The sequence below is a fragment of the Acinetobacter sp. NyZ410 genome, assembly GCF_022828975.1.
GTDB lineage: Bacteria > Pseudomonadota > Gammaproteobacteria > Pseudomonadales > Moraxellaceae > Acinetobacter > Acinetobacter guillouiae.
Window position 1 is genome coordinate 759987 of record NZ_CP094620.1, and the last position, 24021, is coordinate 784007.

Here is a 24021-nt window from a genome sequence, read left to right on the forward strand (position 1 = left end):
TTTTTAAGATTCATTTTATCAAATAGATAAGACATTATAGTCCGAAATAATAAGCCGCAAGGCAAATTAAAATGGTCACAATAATTAATGCAAAAACACCTGTTTTACCGGGTTTATGCTCAGGATTTGCCTTGCTGTTAAACGCTTGACGCTGCTCGGTTTTGATATTGTCATGCGCGTCAAAGGGTGAAGCAATTTGTTTTGGTGTTAAGCGTGCAGATTTATAATGATTTGCAACTTTAATAATAAATTTTGATTTTAAATCTTCAACTTTTTGCAGGAAATGGCGCAAATTCATTTGTTCTTCAGGGCTCATGATTTGCTCATTTTCATCATAGGGATGCTTTAATTTTGTAGAAATAAAGCTTTCTAATGCATCGATACGACAGAAGGTTTCATGTGCGTAATCAGCTTGATAGTCAGTGGGTAACAGCGCAAGTTTAAGGCTTGAATCCTCGGCCGTATATAGCGTTTCATCTAATCCATAATAAGGTAAATCTTTATTTACAGGTTCTGGAAAACCTTTGGCATATTGAGTATCGAACAATTCATTGTCTGTATAAACTTGAATATCATCCCAATTCGGTTGAACTAAGTCTTGTTCAATCCGTTTAATCAGTTTTGCATTGAGATCATAGCGCCAAAAAATCTCGGTACGTAAATTGGGGCGTTGCTGCTCAGGCGCTTCATAATCATTGTCTGCGCTATACCATTCAGCCAATTCTTTACCAAAAATCCATGCAGTTTTCTTTTGTTGATCATGGCTAACAATAAAGTGGGGGATGGCTAACAGTTCAACATTGGCATTTGGATTTTGTTCATCATTTAAAATGCTCGCGCTATGTAAGCTGAGTCGATACACGCCTTGTTTTTTTAGCCCTTCAAGCCAAATCTGAAAATGCTGTGCCAATAGGTGCTGGTTGGTTAAATCACGGAAGCCAAAAGCATGCTGATTAAAAATGGCATGATTGACCCAACGAGAAAAACTGATCCCTTGAGTGAGATACTCATTGCCATAAGTGACGAGTGTAAGTTGACGTTTCCAGATTTGATCGAGTGCCATTTTTTATAGATCTCAGCGACATTAAATCCATTTTATACTTTTTATAAATCAAAGTTCTAGCATTTCAACAGGAATCAAACAGGGAAATATACAAATTATTTAGAATAAGTTGTGACTAATCGTATTTTTTGTAAAGCGGAAACTTCATTCAACTGCATAAAAACTGTTAGAATATAGAGTTATATTATTTTTCTAAAATATTGCTTTGAGAGTTACTATGTCACTGGAAGCCCTGACCACTGAAGCGCTCGCTGCGATTGCAGCAGCTCAAGACCTGACTACACTCGACCAAGTACGAGTGCAATTTACAGGGAAAAAAAGCCAGCTTGCGGAACAATCTAAGGCACTTGGCAAAATGGACCCTGAAGAGCGTAAAGTTCAGGGCGCTGCAATTCATGCAGTACGTGAAGCGATCAGTGCAGCATTGACTGAACGCCAAACTGAATTACAGAAAGCTGAATTAGAATTAAAGCTAGCAAGTGACACAATTGATATTACTTTGCCAGGACGTGGGCAAGCTGTAGGAAGTATTCATCCCGTTACTCAGGTTCAAGAACGTATTTGCCAATTCTTTACCAAAGCGGGTTTTACTGTTGCGACAGGGCCAGAAGTTGAAGATGATTATCACAACTTTGAAGCATTGAATATTCCAGGACATCATCCTGCACGTGCGATGCATGATACGTTTTATTTTGATGCAAACCATTTACTACGTACCCATACATCAGGTGTACAAGTACGCACAATGGAAAACTCGCAACCACCGATTCGTATCGTTTGTCCAGGGCGTGTTTATCGTTGTGACTCAGATCAAACCCATTCTCCAATGTTCCATCAAATCGAAGGTTTATACGTTGCTGAAAATACCAGCTTCGCAGAATTAAAAGGTTTGTTGATTAATCTGCTAAATGAATTTTTTGAGAAAGATTTAAAAGTACGCTTCCGTCCGTCTTATTTCCCGTTCACTGAGCCAAGTGCTGAGGTGGATATTATGGATGAGCGTGGTCGTTGGCTAGAGGTTTTGGGTTGCGGTATGGTACATCCAAATGTTCTACAAGCTGCGGGTATTGATCCTGAAAAATATAAAGGCTTTGCATTTGGTCTCGGTGTAGAGCGTTTCGCAATGTTGCGTTATGGCATCAATGATTTGCGTATGTTCTACCAAAACGATGTGCGTTTTTTACGCCAATTTGCTTAACAAATTTATACCTCTCCCTGACCTCTCCAAAAAGGAGAGGGGATGTCCAAGATAATGAGACGAAGGGTTCTGCCTCTTTTTAAAGGGGAGTCAGAGAGGAATTCATAGATATTGAATATAGGTTTTAGAAATGAAAATTAGCGAAAATTGGCTTCGCACATGGGTCAACCCTGCAATTGATAGCGATACTTTGTCTGATCAACTGACCATGTTGGGACTTGAGGTTGATGAACTGGTTCCCGCAGCTAAACCATTTACAGGTGTGGTGATTGGTGAAGTTTTAACTGTTGTACAACATCCTGATGCAGATCGTTTACGTGTCACCACGGTGAATATTGGTTCGGGTGAACCTTTGCAAATCGTATGTGGTGCACCAAATGTACGTGCTGGAATGAAAGTGCCAGTTGCAACCATTGGTGCGGTGCTTCCGGGTGATTTTAAAATTAAAAAAGGCAAACTTCGTGGTGTTGAATCACAAGGGATGCTCTGCGGTGCTTCAGAAATTGACCTTGAAGATAAAATTGACGGTCTGTTAGAACTTCCTACTGATGCGCCTGTAGGCACAAATATTCGAGAATATTTAAATCTTGATGATCATGTGATTGATATCAGCATCACGCCAAACCGTGGTGACTGTTTCAGTATTCGTGGAGTGGCACGTGAAATTGGGGTAATTAACCAATTGCCTGTAACAGCACCTGAAATTCAAGAGGTTGCGGCTACGATTGCTGATCAGAAGCAAGTTGTTGTGACAACGGATGGTTGCCCTCGTTACTTAGGCCGTGTAATTAAAAATGTAAATACCAAAGCAGCTACGCCTGCATGGATGGAGCAAGCTCTAGCACGTTCAGGTATTCGTCAACACAGTATTCTTGTTGATATTACCAACTATGTGCTTATGGAACTTGGTCAACCGTTACATGCGTTTGATGGTGGTCAGGTTCAAGGTTCAGTGCATGTGCGTCAGGCAAGTGCAAATGAAAAGCTTGTTTTGTTAAATGAACAAGAAATTGAATTGACCGAAGATGTTATGGTGATTGCAGATGATGTAAAAGCATTGGCGATCGCAGGCATTATGGGTGGTTTGTCCTCATCTGTAACAGATGAAACCACTGAGATTTTCCTTGAATCTGCATTCTTTGCACCATTACATATCGCAGGGCGCGCACGTCGTTATGGTTTGCATACAGATGCGTCACAACGTTATGAACGTGGTGTGGACTTTGAATTGCCTATGATCGCAATGCAACGCGCTTCACAATTGATTCAAACTCTTGCAGGTGGTGATTTCGGTCCAATTACCGTATCTGAAAAAACTGAATTGTTGCCTAAACGCGAAGCAATTGAGTTGAATCAAGCGCAAGTGGATCAATTGCTAGGTTATCAAGTTCCTACTGCATTTATTACAGATGCGCTGCAACGTTTAGGTTGTGCTGTGACTGTAACAGCTGAAGGTGAATGGACTGTTGTACCACCATCACATCGTTACGATATGGCAATTTATCAAGATTTAATTGAAGAAGTTGCGCGTATACATGGTTATGACAATATTCAAATTAGTCTACCTGTGATTGATGTAAAACTTGCTAAGCATCAGGATCAATTTGAACTGACTCAGTTACGTCAAACTTTAGTAACACTGGGTTATCAAGAGGCGATTAGTTTTAGTTTTGCAGATTTAAAACTTGAAAAACAATTGAATTCACAAGTAAATCCATTGGCGCTTGCAAATCCGATTTCAAGTGATTTGGCGGTCATGCGCTCAACTTTACTTTCAAGCTTAATTCCGTGTGTTCAGTACAATATCAATCGTCAACAAAGTCGTGTGCGTTTCTTTGAGCTAGGGCTACGTTTTGATTATCAAAACGCGAAAAGTATAGAAGATTTGAAACAGATTCCAACTTTGGCTATGATTGCTGTAGGATCAAAACAAATTGAATCTTGGCATGGAAAAGCTCAAGTTATGGATTTCTTTGATCTCAAAGGCGAGGTCGAAGAAATTTTAGCAGCTGGACGTGTTCAAGTTGAATATGTTCGTTCTGATCGTGAATGGTTACATCCAGGTCAATCTGCGGAAATTCTCGTGGATGGGAAATCAGTAGGTTATTTAGGTCGTCTACATCCATCTTTGGAAAATGCACTGGATTTGAGCACAACTTGGATCGCAGAGCTCGACCAATCGGCTGTTTTGCAAACTTATGTATCTAATTTTACAGAATTATCACGATTTCCATCGGTTAGACGTGATATTGCGCTTGTAATTAGTGATAAGATTAATGTTAGTGAAATTCAGCAACTTATCGAAAAAACGGGTGGAGAGCTTTTAGACTCTACTTGGTTATTTGATGTGTATACAGGGCAAGGTGTTGAACAAGGTAAGCGCTCATTAGCATTTGCATTGTTATGGCAACATCCATCACGTACACTCGAAGATGCTGAGATTAAATCCGGTATGGATCATATTATTCAAGTGTTAGAAGACACTTATCAAGCGACATTGAGGGCCTCATGACAGCATTAACAAAAGCAGAAATGGCTGATCATTTAAGTGAGCTTACGAGTTTAAACCGTCGTGAAGCAAAACAAATGGTCGAGTTGTTCTTTGACGAGATTAGCCAAGCATTAATTGCAGGCGAACAAGTCAAACTTTCAGGTTTCGGAAATTTTGAACTACGTGACAAACGTCAACGTCCAGGTCGAAATCCTAAAACTGGAGAAGAGATTCCAATCTCAGCACGTCGAGTTGTAACATTCCGTGCAGGTCAAAAATTTAGACAACGTGTGGGTACAGAACAAGAAGATTAATCGGCAATTTGTGTGTCGTAAGATGAAAGCTCTGTAATCTAAAAGTTTTGTAAGATAAAAACCCTGAGTAATCTGCTTGGGGTTTTTTATTGCCAGAAATAAACATCATTTGGATTCGATTAACTAATTTTTGCTGTAATCACAGTGATAAGACTGGAATATCGTTTTTTATCCCAATACCCAAAGATCAAATGGTTTACCTAGATGCGGTTTTAATTAACAACAGGGTAGGGAGAGATTTTGTAATTGTTGGGTAAAAGTGAGACCCTTATGCGGGATAAATTTATTTTAAGAAAATTCTAAGCACCTTTATAAAAATGCAAATAAGTAAACCTATTCTAGTATTGGTTAAGATGATCGGAATACGCTTGCAATTTTAAAGGGCAATAACCAAAGTAAAATAAAGTGGTGTGGTTTTGTGCTTATTGGATCTAAGTGTTCTGTAGCGAAGGGTGATACAGCTTGTTTATGATGATTTAAACTTTAAAGTAAAAAACAAAGCAAAAAAAAGAGAACCTAAAAGGTTCTCTTTTCTTGATAATAATCTAAGCGATTATTATTGAGCAGCTGAAGCAGCAGCAGAAGCGTCTGCAGCAGCAGCAGTAGCATCAGATGCAGCAGCAGTAGCGTCAGCAGCAGCATCAGTAGCAGATGCAGCAGCAGCGTCAACAGCAGCAGTAGCTTCAGAAGCAGCTTCTACAGCTTGAGAAGCAGCAGTGTTTGCATCAGCAGCAGCTTCTTCAGTTTTTTTAGCACAACCAACGAAAGCTAAAGTAGTAGCAACTGCAGCAGCAATAGCGATTTTTTTGAATAACATGGCATCACTCTCATAAATTTAATAGAGACAAAAAACCCAAGTTAGCCTGTTTTTTGCTTTTTGCATGAGCAGTCTAACTGGTATGCGAATATGCTATCACTGCGCATTTTGAATTGCTACTGTTTATCTTAAAAAAACTGACCAAATTGATGAAAAAATGATGTTTTTTTAACAGTATTTTACAATCAAGTTGCGTTTTTAGATTGGTTTATTGATAAATAAGTTATTAATAAATATAAAAAATCTTGATGAATAATTTTTATATTCAAATATTTGCAATATCGTGTAACGTTGAAACTCGATGATTGTATATTTATGTAAATAATGTCAACCAAATAAAAAGGCTACTCTTAGAGTAGCCTTTTTAAGTATTTATGGAATTAGTTGGCAGCTTTACGCTTCATTTGATCAAAGAAATCATCATTGGTTTTGGTTTCTTTCATGCGATCCAACAAGAATTCCATCGCCACTAATTCATCCATAGGATGAAGAAGTTTACGAAGAATCCATACTTTACGTAGGTTTTCTTCGCTCATGAGACGCTCTTCACGACGCGTGCCTGATTTTTTGATATTCATTGCTGGGAAGACACGTTTTTCAGCAATACGGCGATCAAGGATGATTTCTTGGTTACCTGTACCTTTGAATTCTTCGTAGATCACTTCATCCATTTTACTGCCTGTTTCAATCAATGCAGTAGAAATAATGGTGAGAGAACCGCCTTCTTCAATATTACGTGCAGCACCAAAGAAACGTTTAGGGCGTTCTAAGGCATGTGCATCAACACCACCAGTAAGTACCTTGCCAGATGAAGGAACAACAGTGTTATAAGCACGGGCTAAACGCGTGATTGAGTCAAGTAAGATCACAACATCTTTTTTGTGCTCTACCAGACGTTTGGCTTTTTCAATCACCATTTCAGCAACTTGGACATGGCGAGCTGGAGATTCATCAAAGGTTGATGCAACAACTTCACCACGCACAGTACGTTCCATTTCTGTCACTTCTTCAGGACGCTCGTCGATCAGAAGAACAATCAAGAAACATTCAGGATTGTTACGTACAATAGATTGGGCAATGTTCTGTAATAACATCGTTTTACCCGCTTTTGGCGGTGCTACGATAATTGAACGTTGACCTTTACCGATGGGTGCAACCAAGTCAACGACACGCGCTGTCAAATCTTCAGAAGAACCATTACCCAGCTCCATAACCAATTGCTCAGTTGGGAAAAGTGGTGTGAGGTTTTCAAATAAAATTTTATTGCGTGAGTTTTCAGGGGTGTCATAGTTAATTTGATTAACTTTTAATAATGCAAAGTAACGTTCACCTTCTTTAGGTGGGCGAATCGTACCTGTAATCGTATCACCAGTTCGTAGATTAAAACGACGAATTTGTGAAGGACTAACATAGATATCATCCGGACCTGCAAGATAAGAACCTGCAGCGGAGCGTAAAAAGCCGAAACCATCAGACAAAATTTCAAGAACACCATCACCAAAAATTTCTTCGCCATTCATTGCATGGCGTTTGAGGATGGCAAAAATGATGTCTTGCTTACGGTTACGAGCCATTCCTTCAAGGCCCATAAACTCAGCAATTTTAATGAGTTCGCCGATCGGTTTTTTCTTGAGTTCAGTTAAATTCATAAATGGTCAGATTGAATAAGGATGTGTGGAACACAGATAAAGAGAAAAGAAGCAAAAGTCGCCAGCAGTGTAATAGGTGAGTTGAAATTGTATAGACACAAAAACAAACTCAGAATCTATGTAGTTCTTTCGAGGAGAAATATGTAAAACAATTTCTGTTGCCGAACGGCGATCTTATGTGTTGTCCTTTAAGAAACAGGAAGAGAATCCTAATGTTCCTTGAGCATGGAATATAAGTTAGATCAACAAGTTTGTCAAATTATAGTCGAAAAAAAATACGCTAGAAAATCAAGCGTATTTCTCATTTTCCTAGATTTATACAAATAATGTATAAATTCAGCAAATTAAATATTTTCTTCAATGAATGCAGTTAATTTAGATTTTGGCACTGCACCAATTTGTTGAGCGACAACTTCACCATTTTTAAACATCAATAATGCTGGAATGTTACGAATGTTGTAGTTGACCGCAGTTGCTTCACACGCAGTTACATCAACTTTAACGATTTTAACTTTACCTTCAAATTCAGTTGAAAGTACTTCAAGGACTGGTGCAATCGCTTTACACGGTGCACACCAGCCTGCCCAGAAATCTACGATTACAGGGATATCAGATTGAAGTACATCTGCATCAAAGTTGTCATCAGTGGTATTTACGATATTGCCAGACATGGATTTTGCTCCAAAATATTTTAAAGATGAATCTATCTATGGATATAAGTATTACATAGTCATCTTTAACAATGTAGGGGGATACTTAAATTTTCATTCTAATTTGTGAGTTTGTCCAATTGATGCTCACGATATTTACAATCGGATCTTTAGAAAAACCAGTGAAACTGTCACATAATTGTCATATATGCTGAAAAAATAATGACTCATCAAATTGTCTAAATAAATGGCTTTTAAAAAGCGTGTATGTGAATTAATCTAAGCAGCAATTCAGTATGAGTTTGTATAAATAATGTCTGATTTTTTGATTGATGAAGAATTACTTGCTGCGATTGATATGGGGTCAAATAGTTTCCATTTGGCAATTGCTCGTGTGGATCATGGTGAAGTTAAGAAAGTTGCTTCTATGTCAGAAAAGGTTCAGCTTGCAGCTGGATTAGATGAAAATAAAAACTTAACTGAAGCTGCACAGCAACGAGGCTTGGCTTGCTTAGCGCGTTTTGTTGGGCGTTTAAGTTCAGTACAGCCGACTCGACTCAGAATTGTTGCGACAAATGCGCTGCGTCAAGCGAAAAATGGGCATGAATTTATTCAAAAAGCTGCAGAGATCTTGCCAAAGCCCATTGAAATTATTGCGGGACGAGAAGAAGCCCGACTCATTTACTTGGGTGTTTCCCATACCATGGCCAATAGTGGTCGTCGTCTGGTGATTGATATTGGTGGTGGATCTACTGAACTGATTATTGGTGAAGAGTTCGAGCCGATTCATACCGAATCTTTACAGATGGGCTGTGTAGCCTTTACTAAAGCCTATTTTGCCGATGGTGATATTAACAACAAAGCTTTTGATAAAGCTGTGGTTGCGGCGCGTAAAGAATTATCTTCGATTGCAAATACCTATAAAGCTGCGGGCTGGGATACTGTGGTCGGTTCTAGTGGAACCATCAAAGCATGTCGCCAAATTGCGGTCAATATGGGCTGGAGTGATGAGCAAGAGAATCTGACTCGTGAAGGTTTAGAAAAATTAAAAGACAAATTACTGAAATTTAAAAATATTTCAGATATGGAATTTGATGGTTTAAAAGAAGATCGCCGAGCAGTATTACCTGCGGGTTTAGCGATCCTTTATGCTGTGTTTGAAGTCTTGAATATTGATAAATTGGTGTATTCAGATGGGGCATTACGTGAAGGTGTAATGTATGACTTGCTCGGGCGTTTCCAACATGAAGATGTTCGCGATCGTAGTGTACAGGCGATGATGGGACGCTATGGTGCAGATGCAAAACAAGCTGAGCGTGTGGTTGAAACAGCACAACATTTGTTTAATGCTGTTGCTAATACACTCAACTTAAACAGTGATGATAGCGATCTGTTGCGTCGAGCTGCTTATTTACATGAGATCGGTTTAGCCATTAGCCATAGTGGTTATCAAAAGCACAGTGCTTATTTATTACAACATTCAGACATCCCCGGTTTTTCACAAATTGATCAAAACCATTTGTCACATTTGGTCGCTCATCACCGTCGTAAATTACGCGTAGATGCCAAATTAGACGTGTTAAAAGTGGGCGGCAACAAGCTTGTGTACTTGTGTTTGTTGCTTCGTCTTGCAGTTTTACTGAATCATAGTCGTAGCGATGAGATGCTTCCTGCCATTGAATTGACGGTAGAGAATGAGCAACAATGGCAACTCAGCGTTTCTGGTGATGCCAAACAATGGCCATTGCTGGTTGCAGATTTGCATGATGAGCAAGTGCAATTTAAGCATTGGGACATTGAATTGAATATTCAGTCGGAACAGTTTATCGATTAACTTAAAGGTTTGGTGATGATAGAGTGATCAATCATTTTATATCACTTAAACCTAAACTTCCGATGCGTAATCCATCGGTGAATTAGGGATAATACTCGACTTATGAAAAATAAAGCTGCTCAATCTCAAGCTTGGAAAACGGTTCAAATTGCACGTCACCCTGAGCGTCCGCAATTTTTGGATTACGTAGGCGAAATCTTTACTGAATTTGATACCTTGCATGGTGATCGTTTATACGGTGATGATGGTGCAATGGTGGGTGGATTGGCCCGTTTTAACGGTCAACCCGTAGTGGTTGTGGGCCAACACCGTGGTCGTAGCACGCGTGAAAAATTACAGCATAACTTTGGGATGTGTAATCCTGAAGGATACCGAAAGTCGCAACGCTTACTTGATATGGCGGAACGCTTTAATCTTCCTGTGTTTACCTTTGTTGACACCATGGGAGCATACCCAGGTATTGGTGCTGAAGAGCGTGGTCAAGCAGAAGCAATTGCAACCAGCTTGGCGCAACTTTCAAGCCTTAAAGTGCCAGTCATTGCAACAGTTTTAGGTGAAGGTGGTTCTGGTGGTGCTTTGGGCATCGGTGTTGCAGATCGCGTTATTATGCTGTCACACAGTATTTACTCTGTGATTTCACCTGAAGGTTGTGCTTCTATTCTCTGGAAAACTGCAGATAAAGCAGAACAAGCCAGTGAAGCACTTGCATTAACTGCTGACAAGCTCAAAGAAATTGGTATTGTTGAATATGTGGTTGATGAAGGTGAGGGTGCTCATTTACATCCTTTTGAGGTTATGGAAAAACTCAAGGATGTGTTAAAACAAGCGCTTGATGAATTACAGCCAATGACTGCGGAAGAACGATGCGAAGCACGTTATCAACGTTTAATGAAGTTTGGCAGCGACAATTTAGGTCTTGCTTCTTAAAACAGTATTCTCAATTTCCTGAAAATACCCGTTTCTTAATCGGATGTAGTGGTGGTATGGATTCCATGCTGTTGCTACATCTGATGGCACAACTTTTTCCCAAGCAAATTCGTGCAATTTATGTCAATCATCACCTGCAAAAAGTCAGTGATGTGTGGGCTGATTTTGTTGCTCAACAATGCACAGCGCTGAATATTCCTTATATTCTTCAGTCGGTTCAAGTCGCTCAAGGCAATCTTGAGAATCAAGCACGTCAAGCACGTTATCAAGCCTATTTACAGCATATCGATGAAAATGAGGTATTGGTTCTTGCACATCATCAGCAAGATCAGGCTGAAACGTTAATGTTGCGTTTGTTGTCAGGTGCGGGGGTTACAGGTCTATCTGCGATGCAATCCATCGATCAGCGCGATCAATTGCTGATTTGGCGACCTTTACTGGATACTTCCCGTGAGCAGATTTGCCAATGGGTTGAGCAACTGCAAATCGATTATGTGGACGATCCTTCCAATTTAGATACACATTATGACCGTGCATGGTGTAGACATGAACTTTGGCATATTTTGCAAAGTCGTTATCCTAAAATGCAGCAAGCATTGGCACGTACCAGCTATTTAATGCAAGATGCTGATGAAATTCTCAATGAAGTGATACAGCAGGATTTAAGCTTTTGTGGTCATCCTGCACAATTGGATTTAGCCAAATTGGCCTCTCTTTCCCCTGCTAGACAGCGGCAACTTTTATCGGTATGGATGAAAGGTGAGGGGACATATCGCCCAACCTTGGACATGGTGCAAAGGCTACAAGATGAAGTAATTGAGTCTAAAACAGATGCGCAAGCTGCTTTACATTGGAATCATTTTTATTATTTACGTTATCAAAATCAGTTGTATCGAATTGAACAAAACCAATATTTAGCATCAAAATCTAAACCATTGCCTCAAGAACAGGAAGTTCAATTTCAGCTTCATCAACAACTACAATTCACATCTGGTGTGTTTCAGATCGAAAGCTCTAAAATGGGCCTGGCTTTTGCATTATTCAATCATAAGCTAACATTAAAGCCGCGTTTGGGTGGTGAAAAAATTCATCTTTATGGCAGAGTCGGTGCTTGGCCTTTGAAAAAAGCCATTCAAGAAGCACATATTTTTCCGTGGATGCGTCATACAATTCAAATATTAAGTGTAGATAATGTTATGCTTGGGGTGTTTACACCAAATGGTTTTTGGTTGGCGCAATCTGAATATTGTGAAGTGGGTGGATGGCAACCAAATTTAATCTCTGAGTTAAAAACTAAGGTCGAGCGTGATTCATGAGTGCAGCGTTAAATTGTAATATTACTTTCATTGGTGGTGGGAATATGGCACAAGCCCTAATCGGTGGCTTGTTGAGTCGTGGATTACCTGCAACACGTATTACAGTTTCTGACCCCTTTGAAAATATTCGACAATTGCTACAAGAAAAAGATGTTCATGTGACTGATGATAATATCGCAGCAATTAAAAATGCCGATATTGTTGTTTTTGCTGTAAAACCTCAAGTTTTGGGTGGGGTACTTAAACCATTAAAAGGTTTACTCGAAGATAAATTATTGATTTCGATCGTTGCTGGTGCTGAAATTAAAACGATTTCAGACTTAACCGGCAGTGAGCGTGTTGTTCGTGTTATGCCGAATACCCCTGCTTTGGTTCAAACTGGTGCACATGGTATGTTTGCGAAACCAGAGGTCAGTGCTAAAGACCGCGAATTGGCAACACAAGTACTTGCTGCGACAGGTTTAACGCTTTGGGTGAGTTCTGAAGCACAAATTGATGCTGTAACTGCTGTTTCTGGTTCAGGTCCTGCATATTTCTTCTATATGATGGAAAGCATGATTCGTGCTGGAAAAAATATGGGTTTAGATGAGAAGGTTGCGACGGCTTTAACGTTACAGACAGCACTTGGTGCAGCACAAATGGCAATTACCAGCTCAAATGCACCTTCAGAATTGCGTAAAAATGTGACTTCTCCAAACGGCACTACACAAGCTGCTTTAGAAGTATTTGATCGTGCTCAAATTTCTCAAAATATTCAGACAGCTTTAGCTGCTGCGCAGAAGCGTAGTCAGGAACTGGCTCAAGAATTAAGTGACAGCATTAAATAATTATTGATTTTTAGGAACGTTCCAGTATGGGTGCAAATTCTGCGCAAATTTTTGGCATTATTATTAACGTAGCGATTTTGCTCGTATTCTTTCGTTTTTTAATGCAATTGGCCATGGTGAGTCCATACAATCCAGTGGTGATGTCGACAGTTAAAGCCACAAAAATTGTGGATATGTTTGGGCGAATTTTTCCGCCTTTGGCCAAAGGGCGAGTAAATACAGCTGCATTAGTTTTGCTGGTGGTGTTATATCTGCTTAAAATTTTTGGAATGATGTACTTGCAAGGTGCAATACCCAATAGTCCTGTACATTTGATCATTTTAACTTTTGTGACCATGATCCAAGACCTGATTCGTTTTTGTCGTTATTTAATTTTTGCGACTATTATTCTCAGTTGGGTGGTGATGTTTACTCAGTCGAGATCACCTTATATTGAAGTGATTCAAGAGCTTGCTGAGCCATTATTGGCGCCGTTCCGTCGTATCATGCCAAATATGGGAATGATTGATCTTTCTCCAATTTTAGCGATTTTGGCATTGATCATTGCTGAAAAAGTTATGGATTATGCTGCGATTGCATTGTTAACAGGTCTTTAATTCACCGGTTTAAATAGCAAAAGGACTCAATAGAGTCCTTTTTTTGTGCATGTTAAAAAATATAACATTGAGTATGTTTTCAACAAAAGATGATCGCTCCCTAACCCTGTTCTAGAAAGTTAGGGAATGTTGTAAAGGCTTAATGTGCTTCACCCCAATTCTTACCTTGACCGACTTCAACAACTAAAGGTACTGATAAGGTGACGACTTTTTGCATTACATCTTTAATCTGTGCAGCCAATTGATCTGCAATAGCTTCATCAACTTCAAATACCAATTCATCGTGTACTTGAAGTAAAAGTTTGGCCTGATCTTGGGGTAAGATTTTATTGACTTCAATCATCGCCATTTTAATGATTTCAGCCGCAGAGCCTTGGAGTGGGGCATTAATCGCAGCACGTTCCGCACCTTTACGCACCATCATATTTCGGGCATCAATATCTGGTGTATATAAGCGACGACCTGTAATGGTTTCTACAAAACCTTGTTCCAATGCCACTTGGCGGGTACGTTGCATATACTCATAAATACCCGGATAACGGTGGAAGTATTGCTTAATATAGTTTTGCGATTCTTCACGAGTAAAGCCCAGTAGACGAATTAAACCAAACTCAGACATGCCGTACAATAAACCAAAGTTAACAGCTTTGGCTTGGCGGCGTTGATCAGAGGTCACATTTTCCAGCGCGACACCCAAGACCTCAGATGCTGTACGACGGTGTACATCTTGCCCATTTTGAAAGGCGTCAACCAAAGCATCATCTTGTGAGAAATGCGCCATTAAACGTAATTCAATTTGTGAGTAATCGGCTGCCAAAAGTACACGCCCTTGAGGTGCAATAAAGGCTTTACGAATCTGACGACCAATTTCTTCACGTATCGGAATGTTCTGTAGATTTGGATCGGTTGAAGACAAGCGTCCCGTTGCTGTTAAGGCTTGATGGTAACTGGTATGTACGCGATGGGTATCGGGATTGGCTTGTTTGACTAAGGCTTCAGTATAGGTACTTCTAAGCTTGGTTAAACCACGATACTCAATGATCAGTTCAGTAATTGGATGATCGATTTTTTCTAAAACCGCTTCAGAGGTACTGTATTGTCCCGTTGCAGTTTTTTTGCCACCTTTTAAACCTAATTTTTCAAATAAAACTTCACCGACTTGTTTGGGTGAACCGACATTAAAAGATTCGCCAGCGATTTCGATAATTTGATTTTCAAGATTTTGAATGGTATTGGCAAAGTCCACACTGAGCTGATCCAAGAAGCTTAGATCAAGTTCAATCCCATTTTCTTCCATGGTCGCCAAAACACTGGCTACTGGCATTTCAATGTGATGTAAAATATTGATCAGTTCAGGAATTTCTTTCAGCTTACGTTCTAAAACTTCATAAAGACGATAAGTGACATGCGCATCTTCTGCGGCATAATGTCCAGCGGTTTCAATCTCGATTTGATTAAAGGTCTTTTGTTTTGCACCTTTACCAGCAACTTGTTCAAAAGTTGTGGTCAAATGGCTCAGGTAAACGCGCGCAACATCATCCATACCATGGCGTGTTGTCACTGCATTCAAGACATAAGAGGCCAGCATGGTGTCAAAATACCAGCCTTGTAAATGGATACCGTGATTTTCAAAAATATGCGCATCATATTTTAAATGATGTCCAATTTTTTCAACACTTGGATCTTCCAGAATCGGTTTGATTTGCTGAATAATCGCATCGCGATTGAGTTGCTCAGGCGCACCTTCGTAATCATGTGCCAAAGGGATGTAATAAGCATCATTGGCATCAAAAGCCACTGAAAAACCGACCATTTCAGCGATACGGTAATCTAAACTTGTAGTTTCTGTGTCAATTGCAAAACGTTTTTCTGTGCTTAAGCGCTGGAAGAGCTTATCCCATGCTTCTTGACTTAAAACAGTATGATAAGTGGCTTCACCAAGGCGGTCATCAACACTCGAACTTGTTGCTTGATCTGTAATTTCATTTTCAACAGGCTGCTCAGTTTTGCTAATACTTTGTGTTGTTTGTTTATAGGCTGGGCTATTGGGATTGTTGGGATGATCTAGCGATTGTAATTGATTACGGAATTCAAGTTCAGTATACAAGTTGCGTAATGCTTCAACATCAGGTTCACACAGCTTTAAATCATCATAGCTCAAGCTTAAATCGAGATCGATAACAATACTTGCCAATTGATGATCAAGTGCAATCCCTTCAACATTGTCTTTTAAACTTTGTCCAACTTTACCTTTGATATTGTCAACATTTTCTAAAATGCCAGCAATCGTACCATATTCATTTAACAGCTTAGCGGCCGTTTTTGCACCAACACCAGGTACACCACGAATACCATCAGAGGCATCACCCATCAAGGTTAAATAATCAATAATTTGATCTGGACGGACGCCAAATTTTTCGATTACACCATCGACATCCATCGGTTTGTCTTTAAAACTGTCTTCGAGGGTCACTTTATCCGTGACCAACTGCGCCATGTCTTTATCACCCGTAGAAATCAAAACTTGATGACCGGCTTTTTCAGCACGTTTTGCCAAGGTTCCAATGATGTCATCCGCTTCAGCACCTGGAAGCGTATGTAAAGGAATACCCAAAGCTCGAATCAAGGCATGTAAATAAGGGATTTGTTGAGATAATTCTTCTGGCATGCTTGGGCGGTCACCTTTATATATCGGTGACAGTACATGGCGGAAAGTGGGTTCAGGTGTGTCAAAAATAACCGCCATATGTGTTGGTTGCACACGACGCATCAGTTTTTGAATTGCAGAAATTGCCCCGCGAATCGCATTGGTCTGTAATCCAGTTGATGTGGTTAAAGGTGGGAGTGCATGAAAAGCACGAAATAAAAAGTATGACCCATCGACCAATACAAATGGTGGCATTGATATTTTCCTAATTCAAATAACCGCTTTATTGTACGTGATTTTTTGCGCTTGCGAAGATGCAACAGTCATCCTTGTGTTACTGAATATCTGATGAATTCACATAATCATCAGGCAAGGCTGTTGTATCATCGAGTTACTCAGGATCGAGAAAGATGAAATATGCTCAAAGGGCAGAGTGAAATTCGCATCATTTGGTTAATGATGCTGATCATTATCGCAGTCAGTGCATGGTTTTTGGATGCACGGATATTGACCTACATCTGTGGTTTGGCATTTATCATGAGTGTGATGCAGTATGTGGATGCGATTCAAGATCCATTGCAACAGATCGCGCAACAGACACGGGTTCCACTGCAAAGCACCTCGAAAGTGCCATTATATGTCTCTTCGATTATTGCTGTTGTAGGTTTAACACTGCATTTGAGCTGGATGGTGGGTTTAGGTCTAACTGCTTGGATTTTCTTTTTCTTACGCTGGTTGCGCCGTTTAGAGCGCTATTTGAGCCAAGTTCAATTGCAAATTCAACACTTGAATTTGTCAGAACAACAATCTCCAGATTTAAAGCATCCATCATCTATTCAACAAAACATCGGCACGTCACAAGATTCATCGCTGAACTTAATGGGGCAAATTCGCCAATGGATTTTTCAAGGCAACCCTGTTTTGAAAGTTGCGATCTTGGTTTTGGTGATTGGTATTGTGTTACTGCTGCGTTTTGCGACAGAGCATTGGCAATTAAGTTTAGCGGTCAAACTTTCAATCGTTGCCTTGTCCAGTGGTGCAATCACCGCGTTAGGTGTGTTGCTACAAAATAAAAATCGTAGTTTTGCCTTAGCAATAGAGGGCTTGGGGCTTGCGGGATTATTTTTAACTTTATTCTTTGCTTATTACAATCAGGTGATTCCGAGTCTTTATCTGGCAAGTTTGTGTTTTGCTGTAATTATGGCGCTGACACTGAGTTTAAGCTTAAAGCAACAAAGCGTGGAATTGGCATTGATGGCAGTGCTTATCGCTTATATTGCGCCATTTACGTTGCCTGTGCGAAATGCAACGGTAGCAGAACTGATGGCTTATTATTTAGTGATTAACATTGCGATTGCTATACTCAGTACCTTAAGACCTTGGAAATATTTAAATCAGATTGGTTTTTTAGTGACTGTAATCATTGGTGGTGGTTATGCGTTCTATCATGGCTATGGTCAAGAAAAACAGTCACTCACTATACTTATTCTTGCACATCTCACAGTATTCATTTGGCTTGGTTTTCGATTTAGTCAATTGATCGCCAAACAGGATCTTGAGCAATTTAAACTGAAACCAAGTTTAGATGTTGCGTTGATTTTTGGTGCACCGATTATTGGCTATTTATTCTTATATTTAATGTATTTTCACCAAGAACTGATTCTTGCTGGTTTTAGCTTGGGTTTTGCTGTGGTGTTTGCAGGGATTTATCAGCTCTCAAAACGTAACCAATCTATTCAACTGATTTCTCAAAGTTATTTTAGTTTAGGATTGATTTTTATTGCTTTAATTCCACCGATTCTTCTGCATGGTCAGTGGAGTGTGGTGGGTTGGGCTGTTGAAGGCCTCTGTATTTTTGGTTTTGCTTTATATCGACAATCAGTGATCAGTCGTTATATGGCGATTGCCTTGTTGATTGTTGCAGGCTGTTCAAGCCTTTATTACTTGTTTGAATTGCCTGATTTTCCAACCACGATGTATTGGTGCTTAAGTTTAAGCTATATCGCCGTGGTGTTATTGGCAAATAGCCGTGATGATTTTCGCAAACAGATCAGTTCAGTAACGACCTTGTTTTTAAGCCTGCTGATGATTTCTGCAACCACGATGATTCTTGCATTATTGCTTGATCACTTAGAGGGAGAAAATCGATACATTTACAGTGTATTGATTGTGGTTATTGCTTATCTGTTTATGAATGAGTTGATGTTATGGCTAAAGGCCAGATCAACATGGTTGATTCCAAAATGGATTGGGGTAATTCCCGTCTATGTATTTACACTCATTTTATTGCTGGATATCAGTAAAAATGGCATGTTGCTATGGACCAGTGATATTGAACGATGGGGTATCGCAGTTTCAGGTTTAGTGCTAGCGGCAATCTGGTTAAGACCTGCAAAAGGGCTACAGTTTGAAAGTGAATGGCTCAGTTTAGGTGTTTTAATCAGTTTAAGTCTAAGCAGTCTTAGTTTAATTGCAACGATGCCTTATATCAGCGTGGTCATTTTACCTTTAGTGTTTTGTGGATGGTGCTTCTTTCAGAAAAACTCAGAATGGACGATGTTTTGGCAAACGCGCAGCAGTTTGTTGCTGATGTTGATTTGGATGATTTGTTCTCAGCTATTTTCACAACAAGCATTTCAAGGATATTTATTGCCAGTCTTAAACCCATTTGATTTGGTCAGTATCGCCATGTTAATTGGTTTTTTCTGGATGCTAAATCTTCAATTTAAACACGGTTTAAAGCAGGGTATTGACCATGGGATACTTGCTGTGCTGTGTGTTTTAAGTTTGTTATGGCTGAGTAGCTATATCATTCTAAGAGCCTTACATGTGTATTTTGCTACACCTTATAACCAACTCAGTCTTTGGCAAGATGCCACTGCGCAACTGAGCCTAACCTTGCTTTGGGTGAGTTTAGCCTTTATTGCGATGAGCTTTGCTAGCCGTAAGTTATTACGTCCTTTATGGATTTTAGGGGGAAGCATTTTGGTGATTGTCACCTTAAAATTGGTACTGTTTGATTTATCTCATATTGGAACGTTAACACGCGTGATTTCTTTCTTGGGCGCGGGTTTTGTGATGCTGATTATTGCCTATATTGCCCCGATTCCAGAGCAGAAAAATTTAAATCCTTAATTATGAATTGAGCGATATTTAAGTTATTCAGGTGAAAGCAAAATAAAAGAGGCGTCTACCAACTCGTAGACGCCTCTTTTTAATTCAAGGATTGAAATGCTTAAAGAATTTCAATCGCTACAGCAGTCGCCTCACCACCACCAATACAAAGGGCTGCAATACCTTTTTTACCACCCGTACGTTTTAAAGCATAAATCAAGGTCAGGATGATACGTGAGCCTGTAGAACCAACAGGATGACCGAGGGCACATGCACCACCATGAATATTGACTTTTTCAGCGTCCAATTTAAATTCATCGATAGGGCACATGGTAACCATAGCAAATGCTTCATTGATTTCCCATAAGTCAACATCTTGAACATCCCAACCAGTTTTATCCAATACCTTTTGGATTGCACCTACAGGGGCAATGGTAAATTCAGAGGGGTGTTGTGAGTTTGAAGCATAGGCAACAATTTTTGCTAAAGGTTGAAGACCTTTTGCATTAGCATGATCCGCAGAGGTTAAAACCAGCGCAGATGCGCCATCTGAAATTGAACTGGCATTGGCTGCAGTGATCGTTCCATCTTTGGCAAACGCAGGGCGTAAACTAGGAATTTTGTCAATATTGGCATTAAATGGTTGTTCATCTTGATCGATAACAACATCGCCTTTACGGCTTGAAACTGTGACAGAAACGATTTCGTCTTTAAACCAACCTTCAGTAATGGCTTTTTGTGCACGTTGTAAAGAACGAATCGCAAAATCATCCATCTGTTGACGTGTATAGCCTTTGCTATTTGCCATATCTTGGGCAAAAGAACCCATTAAACGACCTGTTTCGGCATCTTCTAGGCCATCAAAGAACATATGGTCTTTTACTTCGCCATGGCCCATGCGATATCCGCTACGTGCTTTTGGCAAAAGATAAGGTGCGTTGGTCATTGATTCCATACCGCCAGCAACAATTACCTCTGCTGAACCTGCTTTGATTGCATCCGCAGCCTGCATAACTGCTTTCATACCTGAACCACACAATTTGTTAATGGTTACAGCACCAGTTGAATCAGGTAAGCCAGCTTTGCGCATTGCTTGGCGGGCTGGGCCTTGTTTTAAACCCGCAGGTAAAACACATCCCATAATGACTTCTTGTACATCATTTGGTTGTAAGCCGGCACGGGCAATGGCTTCTTTAATCGTCGCAGCACCTAGTTCTGGCGCAGTCAAACTGGTCAGGCTTCCTTGAAAACCACCCATAGCTGTACGTGCACCATTCACAATTACGATGTCAGTCATTGTTTTAATCTCCAAATGATTATTCTGTGAATATATCCAAAACCTAAGCAGTATATAAAAAATAGTATAAGAATAAAGTCTCGCGATTGAATATATGCTGACCGTAGAGAACAGTTTTTAACATTCAGGTGGTGGTCCTAAATTTATCGCGCCCATTCGTCCGATTTTGTAGCGCTTATTATTTTCTGCATCATATTGGCTACAATAATAGAAACTTCCAGGTGAACCTCTGGGTAAACCTGTATCACCTTGTAAAGTCAATACATCTCTACTACTGGCACTTCCCACCCAAGTCAGCTTGCCATATTTAATTTTATTTTCAGTTTTGAGGAGTATGTGGTCATCCTCATCAATCTGCTTGTTTTTATTTTTGTCTGTAAAAATAAGTAATCCTTTGTTCCATTTATCTTTTTCACATCGAATTAAATCTTCAGATGAGCAAATCACCACAGTGGTATGTCGAACTAAAGCTTGACTTCTTGCATAAGAAACATGCTGTTGAATATGTGTGGAAATGATTCTAATCTCTTGTTTTTGCATCCAATTATGATAATGGGGCAAACAGATTAAGCAGATAATTGTAAGGATACAAATAGTGGTAATAAGCTCGAACAAGGTAAGACCTCGCGCTTTACAATAAAAATACATCTTTGGATCTTCTGTTAAGTCTTGTTTTTTATTTGAAAAATAATGATTTTTCTATTAAATTTAATTGAAATGTTAACGTAGTAAAATATTTATTACTATCAGTTTCTTTTACTGCTAAAATGCACGTAGCAAAAAGATAAGCGATCCACGCAAAAAAATTGAGTAAAAAGTTACCGAATTACAACGGAAATTGTAAGTAATTTTGTCAATAATTTACTTGATTAAAGTTATCAAGCACTTGGAAAAAGCCTCAAGTGTTTGTATGATTCAACGTGAGTAGCTTAAAAATAATACTGGGGTATTAAAATTTATCTCAGGATAGCCAATAAATTTTAGGCTAAGCTTGAACAACAATTGTTATCTCTGGAGGATATCCATGAAATTGAGTCGTATCGCACTTGCTATGCTTGTTGCCGCTCCATTCGCTGCTGCTAATGCTGGTGTAACTGTTACACCTTTACTACTTGGTTACACTTTCCAAGACTCTCAACACAACAATGGTGGTAATAAAGGCGAGTTAACTAACGGCCCTGAATTACAAGACGATTTATTCGTTGGTGCTGCACTTGGTGTAGAACTTACTCCATGGTTAGGTTTTGAAGCTGAATATAACCAAGTTAAAGGTGATCTTGACGGTACTGGCGTAGCTGGTTCTGAATACAAGCAAACTCAAATCAACGGTAACTTTTATGCTACTTCTGATTTGATCACTAAAAACTATGACAGCAAAATCAAACCGTATGTATTGTTAGGTGCTGGTCATTACAAGTATAAACTTGATGACATGTCTTACCATAACAACGAAGAAGGTACTTTAGGTAATGCTGGTGTTGGTGCTTTCTGGCGCTTAAACGATGCTTTATCTCTTCGTACTGAAGCTCGTGGTACTTATAACTTTGACGAAAAATTCTGGAACTATACTGCTCTTGCAGGTCTTAACGTAGTTCTTGGTGGTCACTTGAAGCCTGCTGCTCCTGTAGTAGAAGTTGCTCCAGTGGTTCCAGTTGCTCCAACTCCAGTTGAACCAGCTCCACAAGTTCTTACTGAAGATTTGAACATGGAACTTCGTGTGTTCTTTGATACAAACAAATCAAACATCAAAGATCAATACAAGCCAGAAGTTGCTAAAGTTGCTGATGCGTTAACTACATTCCCGAATGCGACTGCTCGTATTGAAGGTCATACAGATAACACTGGTCCACGTAAGTTAAACGAACGTTTATCTTTAGCTCGTGCTAACTCTGTTAAATCAGCGCTTGTAAGCGAGTACAACATCGATGCATCTCGTTTGTCTACTCAAGGTTTCGCTTGGGATCAACCGATTGCTGACAACAAAACTAAAGAAGGTCGTGCTATGAACCGTCGTGTATTCGCGACAATCACTGGTAGCCGTACTGTAACTAAATAATCCTTTATTTAGTGAATAAAAAAGCGACTCAATTGAGTCGCTTTTTTATTTAAAGTCCTTATAATTCTAGAATATCTAAATAAAATTGAATCAGAATTTAATAATTACAGGTTAACGATGAAATATATCATTTTAGGACTGGTACTCATGGCATTAAATGCCTGTACGTCGACACCAATAAATTCAAATCGTGTTTCAATCCAAAAACAATATCCAAATGAAGTGAAGTCATTGAAAAATGGGCTGTCCATATATTTTCAACCGAAATCGACAGACATTGAAGCTGAGTATAAACCTGCTTTATCTGTTGCCTCACAATTATTGAAAGACAATAAAAATTTTGTTCTTTACATTGAAGGTCATACAGACAGTACTGGTTCTTTGGCTGCAAATAATAAAGTTTCTTTAACACGCGCAAATATTGTCAAAGATTTTCTCTTAAACGAATATCAGGTCAATCCAGAGCAATTGATTACGCTCGGTTTAGGACCAACCAAACCAATTGCTGATAATAAAACAGCTGAGGGTAGAGTGAAAAATCGACGAGTAACGGTGACTTTAAAAATTAAGTAATTTTGATAAAGCCTCTCAATTCGATCATACAGCGTTATAATTGTTGATTGTGAATTCTACAAGTTTGAAAATTGAATGAGTGTGCAACTGCCTAAAGCCTTATTAGACCTCGAATCAAATTGCGGTATTTTTGCTGTTTGGATGTTATTGCAAAATTACTCAATTCAGTTAGATATTCAACAGCTGGTTAAACTTTGTCATCACGATGCAGAGGATGGCACTTTTACGATTGGCCTAGCCGTTGGGTTAAAAAAATTAGGTTTTGATCTGTCTTTTTATACAGATGAAGACTTAAATATTCATGAAAAAGAAATCGTCCATTATCAAGACGCGAAGAAGTTAGGACTCAATATCGATCCAGCGCTAAGCTATCAAAAAATTCAAGCCTATATTGAACAAGGGTGTAATATCATTGTTTTTTATGACACTTTAGAAGGCGTTGGAAATCATTCGTTGGTTTATTCGATAAATGATCAGGAAATTTGTTTCTATGATAATTTTGATGCCATGCCGAAAGCTGTCTTTGAACAACAACGGTTAGCTGAAGGAATTTGTCAGCAAGTGATTGTGATTCGTGAATATTGTCCTGCGATTCGATATTGTTAATTCAATTGCAAATGTGAATCTCAGTAAATCGAAATTTACTGAGATT

19 protein-coding genes are annotated in these 24021 nt (G+C 39.3%); 12 read left to right on the top strand and 7 right to left on the bottom strand.

The genetic code is table 11. The annotated features are described in order from the left end of the window. Positions 1 to 34 precede the first annotated feature (34 nt). On the bottom strand, positions 35 to 1063 hold the full coding sequence (locus tag MTO68_RS03630) for a hypothetical protein (protein ID WP_244015070.1): 1029 nt from the start codon (positions 1061 to 1063) through the stop codon (positions 35 to 37). Positions 1064 to 1280: 217 nt separating this feature from the next. Here MTO68_RS03630 and pheS point away from each other — a divergent pair, with 217 nt between their 5' ends. The 3 genes from pheS (at position 1281) to MTO68_RS03645 (ending at position 5066) form a co-directional block, all read left to right on the top strand. Further along, on the top strand, positions 1281 to 2261 hold the full coding sequence (gene pheS, locus MTO68_RS03635) for a phenylalanine--tRNA ligase subunit alpha (protein WP_244015072.1): 981 nt from the start codon (positions 1281 to 1283) through the stop codon (positions 2259 to 2261). 130 nt (positions 2262 to 2391) lie between these two features. Further along, entirely contained in the window at positions 2392 to 4773 is a 2382-nt protein-coding gene (gene pheT, locus MTO68_RS03640) for a phenylalanine--tRNA ligase subunit beta (RefSeq protein ID WP_244015074.1), read from the top strand. After that, a complete protein-coding gene (locus MTO68_RS03645; protein ID WP_004723042.1) occupies positions 4770 to 5066 on the top strand; it encodes an integration host factor subunit alpha in 297 nt (98 codons plus the stop codon). The genes pheT and MTO68_RS03645 overlap by 4 nt, the downstream gene beginning before the upstream one ends. Positions 5067 to 5622: 556 nt before the next feature. On the opposite strand, the gene MTO68_RS03650 is transcribed toward MTO68_RS03645, so the two are convergent. From MTO68_RS03650 to trxA, 3 genes are all read right to left on the bottom strand, one after another. Further along, on the bottom strand, positions 5623 to 5883 hold the full coding sequence (locus tag MTO68_RS03650; protein ID WP_004723040.1) for a hypothetical protein: 261 nt from the start codon (positions 5881 to 5883) through the stop codon (positions 5623 to 5625). A gap of 380 nt (positions 5884 to 6263) precedes the next feature. After that, positions 6264 to 7532 carry a transcription termination factor Rho gene (gene rho, locus MTO68_RS03655; protein ID WP_004723038.1) on the bottom strand — a complete coding sequence of 423 codons (1269 nt, stop codon included), beginning with the start codon at positions 7530 to 7532 and terminating at the stop codon, positions 6264 to 6266. Positions 7533 to 7876: 344 nt separating this feature from the next. Further along, complete coding sequence (trxA, locus tag MTO68_RS03660; protein WP_004723035.1) at positions 7877 to 8203, bottom strand: thioredoxin; 327 nt, start codon at positions 8201 to 8203, stop codon at positions 7877 to 7879. A 292-nt stretch (positions 8204 to 8495) separates the two neighbouring features. On the opposite strand from trxA, the gene ppx reads away from it, so the two are divergent. The 5 genes from ppx (at position 8496) to MTO68_RS03685 (ending at position 13682) form a co-directional block, all read left to right on the top strand. Further along, complete coding sequence (gene ppx, locus MTO68_RS03665; protein ID WP_244015076.1) at positions 8496 to 10016, top strand: exopolyphosphatase; 1521 nt, start codon at positions 8496 to 8498, stop codon at positions 10014 to 10016. A gap of 102 nt (positions 10017 to 10118) precedes the next feature. After that, the gene (locus MTO68_RS03670; RefSeq protein ID WP_244015078.1) at positions 10119 to 10943 is read left to right on the top strand and encodes an acetyl-CoA carboxylase carboxyltransferase subunit alpha; all 825 of its coding nucleotides are present in this window, start codon (positions 10119 to 10121) and stop codon (positions 10941 to 10943) included. Next, positions 10880 to 12259 (top strand): tRNA lysidine(34) synthetase TilS, encoded by a 1380-nt coding sequence (gene tilS / locus MTO68_RS03675; RefSeq protein ID WP_244015080.1) that lies wholly within the window; start codon positions 10880 to 10882, stop codon positions 12257 to 12259. Before MTO68_RS03670 ends, tilS begins: the two co-directional genes overlap by 64 nt. Then, on the top strand, positions 12256 to 13086 hold the full coding sequence (gene proC / locus MTO68_RS03680; protein ID WP_004819135.1) for a pyrroline-5-carboxylate reductase: 831 nt from the start codon (positions 12256 to 12258) through the stop codon (positions 13084 to 13086). Before tilS ends, proC begins: the two co-directional genes overlap by 4 nt. A 26-nt stretch (positions 13087 to 13112) precedes the next feature. Beyond that, positions 13113 to 13682, top strand: coding sequence for a YggT family protein (locus MTO68_RS03685; RefSeq protein ID WP_004723028.1), 570 nt, complete (start codon positions 13113 to 13115; stop codon positions 13680 to 13682). A 139-nt stretch (positions 13683 to 13821) separates the two neighbouring features. On the opposite strand, the gene polA is transcribed toward MTO68_RS03685, so the two are convergent. Then, the gene (polA, locus tag MTO68_RS03690) at positions 13822 to 16584 is read right to left on the bottom strand and encodes a DNA polymerase I (protein WP_244015082.1); all 2763 of its coding nucleotides are present in this window, start codon (positions 16582 to 16584) and stop codon (positions 13822 to 13824) included. 162 nt (positions 16585 to 16746) lie between these two features. Here polA and MTO68_RS03695 point away from each other — a divergent pair, with 162 nt between their 5' ends. Then, a complete protein-coding gene (locus MTO68_RS03695; RefSeq protein ID WP_244015084.1) occupies positions 16747 to 19464 on the top strand; it encodes a DUF2339 domain-containing protein in 2718 nt (905 codons plus the stop codon). Between the two features lie 100 nt (positions 19465 to 19564). Here the strand turns inward: MTO68_RS03695 and MTO68_RS03700 are convergent, their stop codons facing one another. Next, the gene (locus tag MTO68_RS03700; protein ID WP_244015086.1) at positions 19565 to 20740 is read right to left on the bottom strand and encodes an acetyl-CoA C-acyltransferase; all 1176 of its coding nucleotides are present in this window, start codon (positions 20738 to 20740) and stop codon (positions 19565 to 19567) included. Positions 20741 to 20857: 117 nt separating this feature from the next. Beyond that, complete coding sequence (locus MTO68_RS03705; RefSeq protein WP_244015088.1) at positions 20858 to 21280, bottom strand: GspH/FimT family protein; 423 nt, start codon at positions 21278 to 21280, stop codon at positions 20858 to 20860. Positions 21281 to 21764: 484 nt separating this feature from the next. Here MTO68_RS03705 and omp38 point away from each other — a divergent pair, with 484 nt between their 5' ends. From omp38 to MTO68_RS03720, 3 genes are all read left to right on the top strand, one after another. Beyond that, positions 21765 to 22796: an outer membrane protein Omp38 gene (gene omp38 / locus MTO68_RS03710; protein ID WP_239046424.1), complete on the top strand. Its 1032-nt coding sequence runs from the start codon at positions 21765 to 21767 to the stop codon at positions 22794 to 22796. Between the two features lie 117 nt (positions 22797 to 22913). Next, complete coding sequence (locus MTO68_RS03715; RefSeq protein ID WP_056514835.1) at positions 22914 to 23369, top strand: OmpA family protein; 456 nt, start codon at positions 22914 to 22916, stop codon at positions 23367 to 23369. A 75-nt stretch (positions 23370 to 23444) separates the two neighbouring features. After that, on the top strand, positions 23445 to 23975 hold the full coding sequence (locus tag MTO68_RS03720) for a cysteine peptidase family C39 domain-containing protein (RefSeq protein WP_244015090.1): 531 nt from the start codon (positions 23445 to 23447) through the stop codon (positions 23973 to 23975). The last annotated feature ends 46 nt before the right edge of the window (positions 23976 to 24021 follow it).